The sequence below is a fragment of the Vibrio sp. 10N.286.46.A8 genome (assembly GCF_041470165.1).
Classification (GTDB): domain Bacteria; phylum Pseudomonadota; class Gammaproteobacteria; order Enterobacterales; family Vibrionaceae; genus Vibrio; species Vibrio tasmaniensis_A.
The window spans coordinates 1-17953 of sequence record NZ_JBFRLX010000138.1; the positions used below are offsets into that span (position 1 = coordinate 1).

10 protein-coding genes are annotated in these 17953 nt (G+C 40.3%); 8 read left to right on the plus strand and 2 right to left on the minus strand.

Annotated elements, in window-relative coordinates; translation table 11 throughout:
- The 6 genes from AB4232_RS13940 to AB4232_RS13965 all read left to right on the plus strand — a co-directional run.
- Positions 1 to 1327 (plus strand): Mu transposase C-terminal domain-containing protein (locus AB4232_RS13940; RefSeq protein ID WP_372087367.1); only part of this gene is annotated, 1327 nt, incomplete at its 5' end.
- Complete coding sequence (locus tag AB4232_RS13945) at positions 1317 to 2711, plus strand: ATP-binding protein (protein WP_061017744.1); 1395 nt, start codon at positions 1317 to 1319, stop codon at positions 2709 to 2711. The genes AB4232_RS13940 and AB4232_RS13945, both read left to right, overlap by 11 nt.
- A gap of 58 nt (positions 2712 to 2769) precedes the next feature.
- A complete protein-coding gene (locus AB4232_RS13950; RefSeq protein ID WP_061017745.1) occupies positions 2770 to 3618 on the plus strand; it encodes a hypothetical protein in 849 nt (282 codons plus the stop codon).
- 4 nt (positions 3619 to 3622) lie between these two features.
- Positions 3623 to 5206, plus strand: coding sequence for a TnsD family Tn7-like transposition protein (locus AB4232_RS13955; protein WP_372087368.1), 1584 nt, complete (start codon positions 3623 to 3625; stop codon positions 5204 to 5206).
- Between the two features lie 11 nt (positions 5207 to 5217).
- The gene (locus AB4232_RS13960; RefSeq protein ID WP_372087369.1) at positions 5218 to 5841 is read left to right on the plus strand and encodes a hypothetical protein; all 624 of its coding nucleotides are present in this window, start codon (positions 5218 to 5220) and stop codon (positions 5839 to 5841) included.
- A gap of 186 nt (positions 5842 to 6027) precedes the next feature.
- Positions 6028 to 9018: a DEAD/DEAH box helicase gene (locus AB4232_RS13965; protein WP_372087370.1), complete on the plus strand. Its 2991-nt coding sequence runs from the start codon at positions 6028 to 6030 to the stop codon at positions 9016 to 9018.
- A gap of 50 nt (positions 9019 to 9068) precedes the next feature.
- Here AB4232_RS13965 and rdrB read toward each other — a convergent pair whose 3' ends face one another.
- Both rdrB and AB4232_RS13975 read right to left on the minus strand, forming a co-directional pair.
- Positions 9069 to 11588 (minus strand): antiviral RADAR system adenosine deaminase RdrB, encoded by a 2520-nt coding sequence (gene rdrB, locus AB4232_RS13970; protein WP_372087371.1) that lies wholly within the window; start codon positions 11586 to 11588, stop codon positions 9069 to 9071.
- Positions 11588 to 14152, minus strand: a complete 2565-nt coding sequence (locus tag AB4232_RS13975) for a hypothetical protein (RefSeq protein ID WP_371696068.1) — start codon at positions 14150 to 14152, stop codon at positions 11588 to 11590. The genes rdrB and AB4232_RS13975 overlap by 1 nt, the downstream gene beginning before the upstream one ends.
- A 357-nt stretch (positions 14153 to 14509) precedes the next feature.
- On the opposite strand from AB4232_RS13975, the gene AB4232_RS13980 reads away from it, so the two are divergent.
- Together AB4232_RS13980 and AB4232_RS13985 are read left to right on the plus strand one after the other, a co-directional pair.
- On the plus strand, positions 14510 to 16117 hold the full coding sequence (locus AB4232_RS13980; protein ID WP_371696066.1) for an AAA family ATPase: 1608 nt from the start codon (positions 14510 to 14512) through the stop codon (positions 16115 to 16117).
- Positions 16118 to 16248: 131 nt separating this feature from the next.
- Positions 16249 to 16983 (plus strand): HNH endonuclease, encoded by a 735-nt coding sequence (locus AB4232_RS13985; protein WP_371696065.1) that lies wholly within the window; start codon positions 16249 to 16251, stop codon positions 16981 to 16983.
- The last annotated feature ends 970 nt before the right edge of the window (positions 16984 to 17953 follow it).

Consider the following 17953-nt stretch of genomic DNA (forward strand, 5'->3'; position numbering starts at 1 on the left):
ATCAGGTCTTGCTCGACAAGGCGTCCGTGGGCCCACGAGCCGTTACGAAATAGATGCAACAGTTGTTGATCAATACATCCGTTACCCCTATGACAAAACCAATCAGTTAGCGACGGGACGCCCTGTGATCTATCTAGTTGTGGATACGTGGTCTGGCATGTTTGTTGGCACTCATGCTTGTTTTCACGGCCCTGATTGGACAGGGGCATCACAAGCCCTTTTCAACGCGTTTACCAACAAAGTCCAGTTTGCTAATCGCTATGGCGTTGAAATTACTGAAAATGAATGGCCGTGTCACCATGTCTGCTCTCAGTTAGTCATGGATCGAGGCTCCGAGTATACAGACCGTAATATTGAAAGCATGCTCAAAGGGGAAATTGGCTTATCAGTCGCCAGCTTCGCTCCGTATCATCGCGGGGATTGTAAAGGAACTGTCGAGAAAGCGTTTGATATCTTTCATCAAAATGCTGTTCGATTTGTACCTGGTCAAGTTATGAAAGTGCCCTGCAAGGAGGAACAACACGCTTCTAGAAAAGCGTCGATGTCCTTCGAAGCGTTCATGGAAAAGCTCATAAGGACAATCATTTATACCAACAATAACCGCCTGAGAAAGAACAACCATAACTTTGAGATGTCTCGAGATGATGTTGGTTTCTCTCCTAGAGACTTATATCTCTATGGGCTAGAAGAAATGATGATCCCACCAGCTCAGATACCTGAGGAGCAACTTCGTTTCGCATTACTACCTGCTGACAAGGCGACTGTGAGAATGGAGGGTGTTTACTTTAAGGGGCTGTATTACAGCTCTAACAAAATCATTCAGAAACAGTGGTTAGACAAAGCTCGTAATTTTGGTCGATACACAGTAGAGGTTCGATACGACCAAAATTCAACGAACTTAATTTGGTGTAAAGACCTTGAATCTAACGAACTAATTACTCTAGAACTCACTGACCGCTCTGAAGCGTATCGTAATCAGATTTGGCAATCGACTCTGCATGAAATCGAATTAACCAAACAAAAACAAAGCCTTCATGAAGAGTATTCATTCGCTAACAAAATTGAGTTCTTAAACAAACTGGATGAAATCGATAAACAAGCAAAAGCTGACGCTAGATTCCTAAAAACATCGTCAGCAAAGTCTATCGAGACTGGCATTAAAAAACGAAAGAATATTGTTTCTTCTATTGAACGCAGCAAACAATCTGAACAAATAGCAGCAACGTTAAGTTACGAAGAGATCGATAGTTCGACCGCTAAAAAGAAAACCCAACACTTGGAAACACCTGATTTTTTTGACTTTGATGATGAACAAGATGATAGCTAATTATACACCTCACCCTAACTCTCAGATGGCAAGAAATCCTCTGATTGAAGCGCTTGGAATGCCATTGCTACCTAAACAATTTATACAGGCGACAACATTATCTCCTGACATGTTGATTGATGTGAGTTCACTCCCTACTGAGCATCATGGCTACTACACCAGAACATTCATTGATAACCTATCTGAGTGCTATGTTGTTCAGGATGAAGCCCCTCGCCTTTATGACACAGTATTTCGCATGATTGAGCGAGGCTATATCTACCGCAATCCTTTGGTGTATGGCGATATTAAACAATTGCAATTTGCCAACTCTATTGAAATACCTGAAGGGCAAGAACGCACTCTAAAGCAAACAGCAAATCAGCAGAGCTTTTTGGTTGCGGGTCTATCAGGTCGCGGCAAGTCTGCGATGGTTGAAAGCATCTTGTCAGCCATTCCTCAAATCATTTCTCATCAAGAGTATCAAGGGAAAAGATTCATCTACGAACAGATTGTCTGGCTTAAGGTGGATATCCCAACAGCGAGAGGCCAGCGGGCATTGCTATGGAGGATCCTTGAGTCTATTGATAGTGTAACGGGAGAGAATTATTACGAATCACATCAAAAAAGTTCAGTCACGGCACTAATGATTGCTGTTCGTAAAGCTTTACTCATTCATGGAGTTGGGCTTATTGCTCTAGATGAAGCTCAAAACCTATCAGAGACTCGACAGTACGAAAAAGTCGGTAACAACGAAAATGCCACACTAAAGTTCGTTGAAGAGTTGTTTAACAAAGTTGGTGTACCGCTCCTATTGGTCGGGACATTATCAACACTCAATCTATTTTCCAAAGAGATGACCTCCGCTAGGCGTATTGGAAAAACAGGTTCGCTTATCTTAGAACAATGTGATGTTGAAAGTTCTTTTTGGAAACGCTTCATTAAGCAAATGTGTTCTACACAATTACTTAAGAATCAGACAACTGACATCGATACTCTAACGCGTCATATACACTACCTGTCAGCAGGAATACCTGCCATAGCAAGTAGTTTAATAAAGGCCACGTTGTCTTATCTGACCTATCTAACGCCAAGCAATCAAGATCTAAGCATGGCGGCATTAAACCATGTATTTAAAGAACAGTTCATCCTGGTTTCAGGAGCACTGACGGCTCTAAAACGTGGTCAGTTCCATAAATATGAAGATTGTATTCCTTTGTCTCAACTTCACTCGGTTCAAGAGGATTTTTCTCTCTACGGCGATTCAAATTTTGGCAGTGACCAACTCAAGAAGCAACCCACTAAAAGCTCTCGCTCTGCCGTAAACCTATCTGAAAAAGATCAAGAAATGCTTGAGAACCTTACTCCTGAATCTCTTTTAGCACAGGCTCGCAAGTATGAATAACATCTTAAACTTGCTTCCCCACGAACATCTGAGAAGTTTTCTTCATCGGATTCATATTATGTCTCCATTTGGTACTTTTAGTACTACAGCACGACGTTTAGGGCTCGAAAAATTTAGTTCTTCTCCAGTGACAGTGTTCTCAGATCTCGACTTCTTACTCATGGACACTTTAAATAGTGATAATCGTACTATTTGGAAAAAGCATTTGCACGGTAACGTCATTGAGTCTTTCCTGAACGAACATGAGAAAAGACAGGTTCCGTTGTTCCTGATAGGGAAACAATATGACATTGAATTTATACACTCGCAAACAGTTCACAACCGCACATGGCGTTGCTGCAAAGACTGCATAGAAGAAGATCATGACACGTATGGTGTGGCATATTTCCATCAACCACATCAACTGCAAGGTGTGTTTCACTGTTACAAACACGGTTCAAGACTTATCAACGCCTGCTCGTCATGTGATTACCGCTTGAAGAACATCAGCCGAATGCCAACACCAGCTTTAGCTTGTCCAAAATGTGATTCCAGCATGACATGTCAAGAATTGTATTCTGATGAAACAACGCTGAAGGTTGAACGGCTAATGATTGCATTAAACAATGGAGAACTCGCCCTAGACCTTGAATCCGTGCAACAAAATACGTTGGCACACATGGGATTTACGCTTGAGCAAACTGAAACGTTAGCTTTTAAGAAAGCTTGTGGCGATTGGTACAAAGAGATTTTCATGACTCTAGGGAAAAGCGCTCTAGAGCAGTACTTCTCGAATACGAGGAAAGTAAATGATCACATAATTACTCCTACTATGAGGACTACACGCCTATTTTTATCAACTTCAACAAACAGATTTAGTCCACCACTGATCTACATTCTCATGCTGGTCGCTACAGGACAACTATAGATCTATGTACCTGCACGAAATAGCTGGAGAAGCCTTTTATAGTCTAGTTGCGCGACACCACGCAGCCTCACCAAGACGCTCGCTACGCGAAAAAAACCGAGCTCTCCTTGGGCGTACAGATGTGCGCATTAACCCACAGCTTCCTTGCATGCTCAAACACGTTGCCAAACAGACTTCAATAGACGCGGAAAGGTTGTTGTTTGACGGTACTTGTTTCCCTGTTGTCGGCTCTTGCCTTCAAGATAACAAAAGCAAAGCAAGACTTAGATGGCACATGTTGAGTAATGATGGCAGTCACATCGCTGCTGTATCACGTACCGTTTGTTCTCGGTTACAGTTTATCAGTGCACTAAAGCTCTGCTCGCGATGCCTAGAGGAAGATGCATTGAAATGGGGGCATGGTATTTGGCGTACCGTACATCAGTATTACGGTATGTTCGTTTGCCCAAAGCATGCATGTTGGCTGCAATATGCACCGACAAATGCCGATGGTCTTAACAAACGCATTGAACTACCACCAACACCTTACGATAGATGTTTCCATGGTTCGGATCTGTGCTTAGAACGAGCGTTGAGGTTGTCGCAATTCATCAGTAGTTGGCATCAATATGAATGCGAACGTCGATTCGATCATATTGTTACGCCCTCTCACTCATCTTGGATGGGTAAGGCTCATTTGTTAACTCCGAAAGGACAGATCAGGCAATCAGAAGCAGTCAATCGTCTACAAAACTTTTGGGCTCCTCTATTTGCTGGTGCAAAGCTACTGCCTTCGAAGCTATACCAGTTTAATTTCTTAAGATTCCTTCTCTTAAATGGCAACTACAACCATTACATACAGCATGCATTGGTTGGTGCTTTTTTTTCCAAGAACGCCAAGTTTTATCTTCAACAAACTGAGCAGGCCTCAAATTATTGCAATCGGGAATCATCGAAACCTCGAGTCTGTCTATCAGAGCTGACCTCAGGAAACTCGCTTCGTTCTGTCGCCAAGGCGACAGGATATTCGGTGGGCTATCTAGCAGCCCTAGCGCAGAGAAATGGGATAGCGGTAAATCATCGATTCAAACGACTAAGTAACTCGCTAGTCGATATGATAATAAAACTCGCATTCCGTGGACTTCATCGACGAGATATCGCGAAATTATGCGGTGTTAGCGTTTGCGCCGTGGAACAAAAAATCAACTCGATGTCAGGATTAGCCGCTTGGAGAAAACAGCTCTGGTTCTGCCAAAAACGAAATCAATGTCGTCAAACCCTTAAGTCAATCATTTCCCAAAACCCAACATTAACTAGAACAGAGATTAAACATTCGAGCAGTTGCTACATGTGGCTCTTTCGATATGACAAAGATTGGCTAAACCAACACTTACCAAAACGAGAGCCAGCTAAGTTCCATAAATCTATTGATTGGAATCAGGTAGATAAAAAGCTGGCTAAACACATTAAGCAACACGTAAATAAGGCTAATTCGGTGTCTCACGTCGAAAGACAAGTGAACTCACGACACTCCTTAATCAAAAACAGAAAACGCCTACCCCTTTCGATTAAGCAAGCGGAACAAATCGTCGAAAAATCTAAAAACTAGGAACAATTACTATGACATTTCTCGGTAAATTCAAACAAATTTTCGAAGCACACGAAGTTAAACCTCACTTGCGTGATATTGCCATGTTTGTGACTCTGAATGATACAAGGCTCTACCCAATTGAGCAGTTTGATGAGAATGGAGACATTCACCCATACCTCGCACCACGCCTAGATCTCATAAAGGTAATTAAGCGGCACAACGCGGTAAGGTGGTTTCTTACCCCCAAAACTTACCAGGTTTGGGATTATAAAGTGCATCCTGACTATAAAAACCTTATTGATAAGCGACTTAACGACCATCTAAAAGCACTAGAAATGTTTGAGCAAAGCCATAACTATCTAACTGCGAGTCCTGAATCACTCCTCAAACAAAATGACAACGGCAAACTATTCAAAATGTTCTGTGATTACATGTGTACGTTTAACGCCATTGCCATTGAAAGCAAAGAGATATCAACGACTGAATGGGTTGTTTGGTTTGCTGAAGCTTCCCGCATCGATCAACAGACCGAAAAATATAAGGTAAAACAGAGAAAACATAAAATGGCTATCGCTGACTGTAATATCATCAAAGACGATTACGACGAAGAAAATGATGAGTTCTACAATCGACATCACCAAGAGCGCGGGTGACCTGAAAAAGTAGGTTCTGGTGGAGTGTTCAGAAGCTCCACTAGCCTAAGTGTCATCATAAATATTTGAAGCATTCTTGATCAATTCTAAACAATTTCAATTGACTACATTAGCAAGCAATATCAATATGCATCAGATTACAAATAATCCTGTTGCATTTGTGCGTTTATTTTTGAGGAATTGAAAATGAGTATCTTAACAGAGAGCTTAATCGGAAAAAGCCAACTATCTTGGTTAGGCTTAGCAGGTAAAAAACTGTCACCTGACGAAATCCATACATCATGGTGTCAAAACAATTTTATCTTTCAAGAAGAAAACTTGGCTCTTAGAATTCCTGGCTTACGTCCTCCACAAATTGGCGGAATTTACGCTGTACTTGGTTACGAAAAATCCGAAGATACTAGTGCTGCTAGTATCGTTATGCCAACAGGCACGGGGAAAACCGAAACTATTTTATCCATAGTTGTGGCGGGTAGATTTCGCAAGACATTAGTCATTGTACCGTCTGACGCCTTGCGCGAACAAACCAAGAAAAAATTTCTAGAACTTGGGCTTTTAAGACAGTTAGGGATGCTTAATGATAACTTCGAGAACCCTATCGTTGCGACTATAAAACACGGTATTCAAGATATCGTCGAAATAAATCAACTATTAAACTCGAATGTAATCATTGCTACTGCCGCTGCATTATCACAGTTCCACAAGGGTGCCTTAGAAGCTTTAACAAAAGCATGTTCTCATCTAGTTGTGGATGAAGCACACCATGTAACAGCGACCACTTGGGCACGAATAAAAGCGCAGTTTGCCGATAAACCAGTATTTCAATTTACCGCAACTCCTTTTCGAACAGACTGCTCTAGAGTAGACGGAAAGATTATTTTTAACTATTCACTTAGCAAAGCCCAACTTGATGGTTACTTTAAGCCAATAGAGTTTCATCCAGTGAAAGAGTTTGTAGAAGAGAAAGCAGATAAAGTGATTGCTCAGAAAGCTATTGACTTATTAAAGGCCGACTTGAAGAACGGTCTTAACCACATAGTGATGGCTAGAGCAAACAACATCAAAAGAGCAGTAGAAGTATTTGAATACTATAAAAATGAGACTGAGCTCAGCCCTATACTTATTACAAGTAAAGCAAAACGCAAAGACGAAGTTCTTAAAGCGATTAAGGCGGGAAAACATCGAATAATTGTATGTGTAAATATGCTCGGAGAAGGATTCGATTTACCTCAATTAAAAATCTCAGCGATTCATGACCCACATAAAAGCATCAATGTAATGCTCCAGTTTACTGGACGCTTCACAAGAACAACGCAAGGAGTCGGCGATGCAAAATTTGTTGCTAACATAGCAAACCCTAAACTGAACGACTGCCTTCAAGAGCTATATAATGAAGATTCAGACTGGAATTGTATTATCAGTAACATCAGCCGTGAGAAAGTAACATCAGAGCTAAAATATCAAGATTTCAAAGCTGGCTTTTCAGAGCCAAGTAAATTACTGGATTTAGGCTTAACACCAAGCATAAGTACCACCGTATTTAACTTAAAAGCCTCTACTTGGAAACCTGAAAACTTCTATAAGTTTGGTAATAAGCAATTTCAGATTCATGACTCCGTTCTCAATGATGAGCAAGATACGCTTATCTTTTCGGTTAAGTCATATGCTCCTGTTGGATGGTCAAGCTCCAAAGAGCTATTTGACGAATCTTGGGATCTGTATATTGCCTATTTAGATAAACGAAACAAGTTGCTCTTTATTCACTCATCTGCAAAGGATGGTCTTGTAAAACGTTTAGCTAAACTAATCGCGGATGGAGCTCCTCAAGTAAACGGAGAGCGGGTATTTCGAGCACTGTCTGGACTCAAGAGATTGAAGCTCCAAAATGTTGGTCTAAACAAGAACAAGAAAGGTCTGCGCTACTCTATGCATACAGGAACTGAAATCAATGATCAGATTCCAGACATTGAAGCTAAACGTTCTATCAAATCCAATATTTTTGGTAAAGGGTACGAGGACGGTAAACTTGTTAGTGTCGGATGTTCATACAAGGGTAAAGTCTGGTCGATGGACAGTGATTCCCTTGAGCAATGGATCGACTGGTGCAAAAACGTTGGCAAAAAAATCTTAGATGAGTCTATCGATACCAACCAAGTATTGAAAACTGCTATGCAAAGTGAAGAGTTAACCGAATATCCAGATCTTAGGTTACTCAATGTCGAATGGCCAGTTGAGCTATTGCGCAAGAATGACCGAAAAGTATATCTAAGCGATGGTAAGTGGGAAGAGACATTATTCAACTGCGAGCTAACTTTATCAGATAAAACTAATGATAAAGAGAACGTCAGGTACTTTAACATCTCGACTCCTCTTGGAGCATTTAGTGTTTCAGCAACCATTACAGCCAAGGGTGAAGTAACTTACAGCTCCGATACACCTCTATACATAATCATAGGGAGTGATGAGCATCTAGTGACTGATTTCTTTGATGAGAACCCCCCAGCTTTCTTCGTGGAGGATACCTCTATCATTGATGGTGGGTATAGATACTACTCGTATGAAGAGTACGCATACTTGTACTCCTTAAACAATATTGAGTGCTGGTTGTGGGATGGCGTTGATATTTCGGTCGAGTCTCAAACACACCTCAAACACCCTCACTCAATTCAGTATCATACTATCCAGAAAATCAAAGATAGTTACGACCTAGTTTTCGATGATGATGGTAGTGGAGAGGTCGCTGATATTGTCGCCATCAAAAACAACGATGATTCCGAGCTAATTATAGATTTATACCACTGCAAATATTGTACTAAAAAGAAAGGCGTAGCGAAGCCTGGAGCACGAGTAGACGACATCTATCAAGTGGCAGGGCAAGCTGTGAAAAGTATTAAGTGGTTTGCTAACAAAGAAGCTCTGATCAACAGATTAATCGATAGAGAGCGAGTTAGATTAAGTCAAGAAAAGGCGTCACGTATAGACAAAGGAACGCTAGCACAGCTTATCCATCTGTCAAAAGTTGCTAGATATGCCTCATTTAAAGTTGGGGTGTCAATTGTTCAACCAGCAATTTCAAAACCTCAGATTTCTAAAGATATTCTATCAGTTCTGGGAGCTACTGAGGCTTATATTGACGAAATTAGTGGTATTAAGCTAAGGGTTGTCGTAAACAAATAGTATACTCGTATATAGAAGAAGCCCATTGGGCTTCTTCTATATACATAACTTTAAACTGTATTTGACCAGTTGAGATGGTTTGAGCGGAAAACTTCAACACCAGTTCGACGGATAGTCTCTATCCATTGATGTGCGTCGGATTCACTAATAGACTCATAATTCATAGCACACTGCTTGATTACCCGATGCTCATTTTCTAGTGTTGTAGGCATCAAACCAGCATCATCTGTATTGATACAGACGCGAATAGCCCCCGTTCTGATACCGAATTTATTCGAACTACCACCAGGATTGAGGCTCTCTCTGTTAGGTGGCATCCATCTAAAAATCGGGTGTTCATGGTAATTGTTCAGTCTGCCAATATAAATGTTCGATGTTGGACATGCTTCAAGTATCCATTGCGATTGACTAACCTTCTCTAGCATGAAATCTTGAATACCTTGAATTAAATCAAGTTCCGCATTAGATAATGAGTCAATAAGCTCACCCTTATCATGGTGCAATCTATTTATAGAAATTTCTTTCTCATAACTAATCGATACTATTTGGTCATGGTCAAAGTCATGACGTCGACGGCTCAAGTAATCTTGCCATAGTGCATAAGCAGACTTTGGTTGACTTTGCGGATCAGCTTTCTTGGACTGCTGTATTAACTTTGCATCTGGAACCCACAATAGATATTCATCATCCAAGCACTCTGCATTTTGTTCGACTGTAATTGGGCAATTCCTTCTCATCTGCCAAGCTTGATAGAGCAATCTAGGCGAAAACTCTTGGTTATGAAGCTCGACACAAAAATGACGAATTTTTTCTGAGATGATTAAGAGCGCAGGCTGAAACTGTGGGTTTTTAGCAACCAGTTCAAGTCCTATATGGTAGCACCAAACCAAATTATCCAAGTGCTCCTGTAGAGGTAGATATATATGTTGTTGCCTAGATATCCAATTATGAACGTCCACTCCTAACGCTAATCCATGCCCAATGCGATCTCCTGGCTGGTATTCACAAAAGAGAACGGCTTCGTCAACCACTCGAAGGCCACTTAGGATATGACTAAAATCTTCTCCAGCGTGAAGAGTGATAAAAGGTTGTCTTAAACGTACTTCTGTGGGAAATCTGAATTTGTGCTTAGCATTTCTAAGTACCCTAAGTGCTGGTGCAAATACTTCTATAGGGAGCTCGTTTTCGTTACCCGCCACATCAAATCCCCTCAACATTGCTCTCAGATCCGCCTGTTCATACTCTAGGGTATTTCGTTTAAAGATAGGAAAAGAGCCAAAAGTTAACGAACTATAAAAAGACTGTATCGTTCTAACAGTTTCCTTGCTTCGTTTCCTTGCGATAGCATATCTGCGATTTTGCTCCTGCTTACTAAACCCTCTTGTAAAATGGAAAACGAAGTGAACCTGCTTATCTTTACCTCTCTCTAAATATGACTGTGCGAGTTTATGAAACGCCCTGTAATTCGAATCACTTATTCTAAACTCACGAAAAGTATAGTCTTCTAGGTCATACAGTTGAGATTGTTCACGATAATTTATGCTAGATACAGGTTTTCTGTAGTTAAAATTGAAGTAACGAACGAAATCTCCAAGTCCAACACCAGAGACCACCATATAATTGCGTAGTATTGACGACGTCACGATAAACGCTGTTAAACACTTTTTTGAATGTGGGTTTCGAACACGACGTAAAAGCAAAGAGACAGCCGTTGTTATTAATATCCAACTCGCATGATGACCGATGTTAGCAGCAGCATGTATTAATGCTGATATATCGTCTTTGGGGTGTGAATCTGTAAACTCAGAAGCATGTCTACTGATTCTGTAGGTATGCAATGACTTCCAATCATACGATGAAGACTTCTTATCCCATGTTTTTCTTTCTGAGTCTGAAATTATTAAGCCAAACAAACGATGTAATAATACAGGTAAACAAGTAACATCTATGGATTCGCTATTGAACAAACTGTGTTCTTGCCTAAATGGCCAACGACTCTTATCGGTGCTAGGTCGCTTATTTAGGTGTAGCGCAAATGCGGCCATAGAAAGGCTATAATGTCCATGACCTCCCAAGTGAACATGGTTATCTGCTACAGGCTCGCCATCAAACCTTTTGGGTAATGCATTAGGGCACTGCTGTAATGTTAGTTTGACTACTTGTTCTACAGATATAGTTTTATTGTCTATAAGCTCAGCATATCCACAACCTATAATCCATGCAGGGTCGATCTGAGCAAGCAATGCTAACCATAGTTCAAGTCTCTCACTTTTAACTTCAAATCTATCACCTCGCCAACTAACAAAACCGTCACGAAGTTTGGTTATCACAGAAACTAAGTCCAGTGGCTTTTTGATGTCGACCCACTGTGCTAACGCAAGATCTATATCTTCCTGTCGCAGCCTACCTGGCATATACGCCTGATAATCTCTCAAGGCCATCCTATATAAATGTTTCTGTTGCTTCTCTTTAGCCACTGAGTGAAGCGGAGATTCGACTAACTGGTTCAATAACCGATCAGACCCTAACAGTACAGTTGGTACCAGCCAATGCAATGGTAAACTATGCATTATTTATTCTTCCTAGCCAGTAACGCCTTATAAACATCCCAGTGGGATTTATGGTATTTTGCTTCATCGGGGTTTTCACCAAGCTCATCTAGTACCATTTTAGTCATACGTTCTAACTGAGTATCGCTTAAGTCATTACTTTTAATAGCAGACTCTAGTTTCTTAGCTGTATCAAAGAGCTTACCGCTACCAAACCATTCTTTTAGGGCATCAATTCCCTGTTTCGCAGTAGAAGCAAGTTTAGATTTTGGTTTACTCATAGCTGCGCCATCAGAAGAACTCCGTGTTACTCCATTCTGATTAGTTATTGGTGCGGAGATTAAATCAACACATTCGCTAATATCAACGCCTTCACCGAGATCAATGAAAATAGGGTGAAGAGAAACTGCATTTATAAACTGGGCAGCTTGACCTTCGTGGTTAAGCTCACGTCTAGAGCCCTCAACTTGGAATTCATTAATCCAGCCAACATTCTTCTGGTACGTTTTTGATTGAATTGAAAACTCCGAAAGATCACGCAACATGCTGTGAGTTGAATCAAGTGCTAAGTTTGCGGGAACAACGTTTCTACTACTCAAGAGGAATCCGAAAGCATTTACCAAGATATACTTGAAGCGCAAAATCGCATCTATCAAAGTGTCATCAGCATTATTACCTTTGTGATAACGTTCACGAAGCAGGTTTAACTGAGAAAACACTTTGTTAAAAACAGCAACTAAGAGAGCCAAAAGTCTTGTTTCATCGCCAACGAAAGATTTAATCAGATCTCGATTGCTATTGCTCCAACCCATTACTTTACCGATGAATTCATCGTAGTTCCCCGTATCTGCCTCCTCTTCAATTTCTACGCTTGATAATGAAACTGGGTCTTCATTAACATACTTAGTCGGGTTAAGAGCATGAATAGAATAAAAAGGAGTGGAATCCATAACCTCTTTAAGCTTTTTCTCACATTGCTCAGGACTCAGTTCTCCATAGAAAGACATGAGGATCGAAGTAGTTAGTAACTCAAACGCCTTACTAAAGTAAACTTTTCGTTGCTGACTACCTTGTGTTGCATAGTATGCCGAGTGAGTATAAAGCCCTAGTGTATAGCGATTTTTCTCATGGGCAGCATTTCCTCTCGTAATAGACATGTAATCAGTAAACATTTCTAATGGTGGCATACTGCGTATAACTCGAGCATCAGACAAGTTTTCTAAAAGACTCACATTATTCCCTATGCCTTTTGACTTATCGAAAGCTTGAGCAAACTTGACCTGTTCTTCACAGAACTTATGACTCGCCCAAGGAAGTCGTTCTGATGCTTGGTCTCTGATATTAAAGATAAGTAATTCGCTCAGTTTTAAAGGAACTTGAGTACTCGTGCTCTGCAATGCACTTCGGGCTAATGCATAGCTAGAACCATGCTGCTGACTTTCTGACCAAACACGTAACGACTCCCAGTTTTCTTCCATTCGCTTATCATCCTTCAAAGAAGATGGAGCGAGAAGTCTCACTAATTGCCCAACCTCACGGGCAGACTGAGGGCTTGGATATTCGGCACTTCTCTCTTGACCATTTAAAGAGCCGAAGAAAAACTCTTTAAAACTTTGTTGATATTCCTTGTATGAAATCCATTGTTCTGTGGCGTTAAGCTTAGAATCTTTAATGGTCAAGAGAGGAAGCAGAGCAGCAATAGGCTTAAGTGCAATTCGATAATGATTTGGTAAGACTTTAGCGAGATAAGCATCCGCGAGCTCGTTACTTTTCTTTGCCCCATACCCGTTAGGGACTTCATTATAACTTGTGTGATCTAGACTTTTTGTTAGCTCAAGTTTTACTAAATGATGATAAAGTTCAAGCTCTCCACTAACTAGTGGTATAATATCAGGGCACGACAGACGCCTACGAATTTCTTCTAAAACGTCGTATGCATTTTCAAGAGCCATATCAACATCATCTATTGATATTACAATGGCATCACATCCAAAGATTAACTTAGACACTCTAATATACTCATGGAAAAGACAATCAATCTTAATCCCTGAGCTATATTGGATAATCTTATCCAATCCAACGTGTTCACTATGCTCTCCCGCGTACTGCACAGCTTCAGACAAACTTCTTAGAGCTTGGAAAAAAGAATCTTTAGCATTCTCTAGCTCTCGAGCAGACAACTTGGACGTTCCAGAGCTAATTACACTCATTACTTGATTGTAAATATGAGCAACAAGCACATTCGTAAAGCTATCGTGATCTTGAAGTAAGGTGGGATCAATAATAGGAGCAAAATACAGCGAGGGTAGATTATTGTCTGAGCGTCTATGGTCAACCCACAATGCTTGAGCGTTCTTTAGAAAAACTGATTTGCCCGTCCCACGCCCTCCACTGATAAGAATAGCATTGTGCAAGTTCTGCCCAACACCTTGAGAGTTAGGGGCGCACGCATAGTTCCTAGCCTCTAGTCCAAAATGTTCTAAGTGGTTTAAAAGCAGTTTAGCCGACTGCTGCTGCCACAACTCTTGAGCTGAGAATTGTTCATCATACTCTGGTTTAGCTAAGTCTAATTTGATCAGTTCCATTTAGAATTCATAAGTCTCTAATAAAAAACCAATAGAATATGTCTAAATTCATATGAAATCCATGACTTAACTTCAAGGAATGATAACTAAGAAAGGCAACAAATTGACTATATCGGAACAACCTATCTTTAGGCGCAACGATTTGCGTTCCAAGAGTGCAATGCATCTCGAAATCACCCATCTCCGTGTCAGTTAGTTCTTGAGTGACTTGCTGATTACGAAATTAGAAAACTACTAGCTCGATTCAGTGTAGGTATAGCAACGGTACTGGACTGTACAAGCAATATCGCTAGTTAATAATGCCAAAACCACATATGATACAAGGATAATATTCCTACTTGATACCTAAGGTGTTCCATGACTCTTGTATTTCACAAATTATCACGAAATTCACCATTACCTCCACAAGGTCAGAATTCTGTATTTCTAGTAGAAGATAACTGGGATGATTTTGGATTTAAAACCATTTTCTTTATAAAGGTTTTCGACGAAAATGGTACTTTTCACGATCTAGGTACGGTAAAAATTGGACATGTGGGTCAGAGTGAAGGTTGGACTTCAGAACAAATGCAAAGTCCATTTAGTAGTCTAAACGAAAACTTCTTCTCTCTTGGGCAAGAACCAGATTACTACCTAAAAGTTGCGGAAGATTTTTCAGAGGATTTTGCAGATACATTTCTCTTATCTATAAAAGATGTAGTGAAAAGTTCTATTTGTTTATCTATTGCGCAGCAAGATGCAAATTCACAAGCATCAGCGGGAAATGACTCTGTATTCAACACATCTCTATTGAGATCAATATCACTATCAGTAATAAAAGATCAGTTTCCTCGGATTCTTGCAGGTGGTCGCCCTCTTACTAATTTTGAGTTTTCATATGAAAAACGAGCAAATACTGCCTACTCAGGTATTAGAGCAGACTTTAGTGTCGATCCCGAGACTAAACCTTCAACGAATATTCATATTTTAATTGGGCGTAACGGCGTAGGTAAAACCACTTTATTAAACAATATGGTCGACGCACTATTACCCAATAGAGGAGAACCAGTCAATACAGGTTACTTTTTTAAGAATGGATTTATGGGGTCAGAATCGTTAGGTAATGACTATTTCAGTAGCGTTGTATCTGTATCATTCAGTGCTTTTGACCCTTTCACTCCTCCCGCTCCGCAACCCAACCCAAATCAAGGTACTTGCTATCACTATATAGGGTTAAAAACGATTAATCAGCCTATATACAACAATGAAGATAGGTTAAAGTCTACACCAGAGCTTTGTACCGAATTGATTACTAGTCTAAAAGTATGCCTATCCTTAAGCGGTAAACGTCAAAGATGGATAAATGCTGTCCGCAAGCTAGAATCTGACACTAATTTTGCTGACATGAACCTATGCTCTTTAATAGATATTGCTGATCTAGACCCTACAGAAGACAGACACCAGCTAGGTTCTGCTGCACAGTCAGTTTTCTCAAGGCTTAGTTCAGGACACGCTATCGTTTTATTAACTTTAACTAAATTGGTCGAAACAGTCGAAGATAAAACTTTGGTTCTAATCGATGAACCAGAAAGCCATTTACACCCACCTCTTCTTTCTGCGTTCACACGGGCTTTATCAGATTTACTATTAAATCGAAATGGAGTGGCCATAATCGCAACACACTCTCCAGTCGTTTTACAAGAAGTCCCTCTGAGTTGTGTTTCTATTCTTCGTAGGACACGTTTGGTTGGGTGTGTTGAAAGGCCGACAATTGAAACTTTTGGTGAAAATGTTGGCGTCTTAACTAGAGAAATTTTTGGTTTGGAAGTTAATAAATCTGGTTTCTACGGTTTGCTCGCAGACAGTGTTCGTGATGGGAAAAGCTATGACCAAATTTTGTCTGAATACCAACATCAATTAGGCTTTGAAGGAAAAGCGATTTTAAGAGCAATTTGTGCGAATACTGATAGAGAGGGTTCGATTTGAGAGCTATAAACCTTCCCTCAGTATCCTATACGGACGTTGTAAACACCTGCATTAGCAGCATACCATCAACGGAAATTCGTAATAGAGTCGAATCTATAGGAACAGATTTAATTAATGCTGGTAACCAGTACATGAGCTTGGCTCCAACAACTACCCTCTTCACCATACCGACGTTTCTAGGCAGTAATGAAGATTACGTCGTTGCTAATGTCACGAAGAAAGAACTCAAAGACCTATATAGTGCTCAAATGGTTCCAAGTTCAAAACCCAGTCGTAAGTACTATGATAAAATAAAGCTTTCTGCCCCTTTAGGGATTTGCCCTTTTTGTGGCTTCGGTCATGTATACACACTAGATCACTATTTACCAAAGGCAAAGTATCCTCTCATATCTATATTGCCTGTTAATTTAGTTCCATCGTGTAGTGACTGTAACAAAGGGAAGAGTGCTAGTACCGCATCTAATGCGGGAGAGTTATGTATGCATCCATACTTTGACCATGGACATTTTATTAACGAACAATGGCTTTATGCACAAGTTATTGAAACAACACCTATTACAATTACCTTTTTTGTCGCACCTCCAAGCACTTGGAGTCTTACAGATCAACAAAGAGTATCAGCTCACTTTTCTGACTTTGATTTAGCAAAAAGGTACTCTGTACAGGCTGCTAGCGAGCTAAGTACACTAAAGTATGAGTTGCAATATGATTTTGACTTCAGTGGTGGGTCTACTGGTATTCGACATGAACTCGATAAAAGAATTTTTGCGGCAGAGCAACAACATAAAAACTCCTGGAAGACAGCCATGTATCAAGCCTTGAAACTTAGTGGTAGGTATTGCAATGGTGGATTCAGATTAGAATAAGGCTTGTTGTGGAATAGCAAATTTAACCACCTTACTCGAGGTTTGCAATACCCTAGAAGATCCATGAATTGCTAATTTAGTAGTATCACTGACACAGACTTGTCCATGCGACATGTCTGCTCTGCCTTAGCTTCTACTTTCAGGTGTTTTCGTGTCAACGATGGTCTACAAGCGGATTTTCAGCTAGACTGCTCGTTAGGTAAGAGAAGGATTAGTCGAATTGAAAAAGCCCTTCCACCCGCTCTATCGCCGAATTAATGTAGGTACTTCGGGAGAGGTTTAAAGTTAGAGCGACTGCGAAAAGCGTATATACAAAAAGGTAATTCGGTGATATCACGCCCTCACTTGTGGGGGCGTTTTTTTGTTTACAGATTTTGATCTCTAATGTAAGGAAGTTAGTTGATTAAAGTTTATCTACTTTTCTCAGCATGATATTCTTTGTTAACAGCCACTTGACCAACATTTTTGAATATAGCCGCGTTAAAAGTTCGGTTGCCAGTTAATTTCACTCCATAGCTAAGCATCTTGAATCAGATCCAGTAGAACATAATCCTTATCTAAAGTTGAATACGTTGATCTAGAAGATTACGAATAACCAATGTTCTATTAAGAGGCAGTTCGATTCAGATCATAATCAATAATTCGCAGAGTCTGCATACTGTTGTTTTTACGAATATAATTCCAATTAAAAGGCAACCTTCGAAGGTGATTAGGTGACCCGAAATCTAACTAGTGCTCTGCTCCAGTAAGGCTAGTCAATCATCTTAGCGACAGTTAATCTCTGGCCTACAGGGGCTTACTACTGATTCAGCATCCAAAACTCTTTTCTTATGATCATTTCATGACCGCTTAATGAACCGAACGAACAAAACCACCAGATTAAGAAGCTAGCTTGTGAAAAACATCAGATTAAATGCAGCCAAAGGGAAAAGTATCAGATTAAGAAGCTAGTTTGCGAAAAACATCAGAT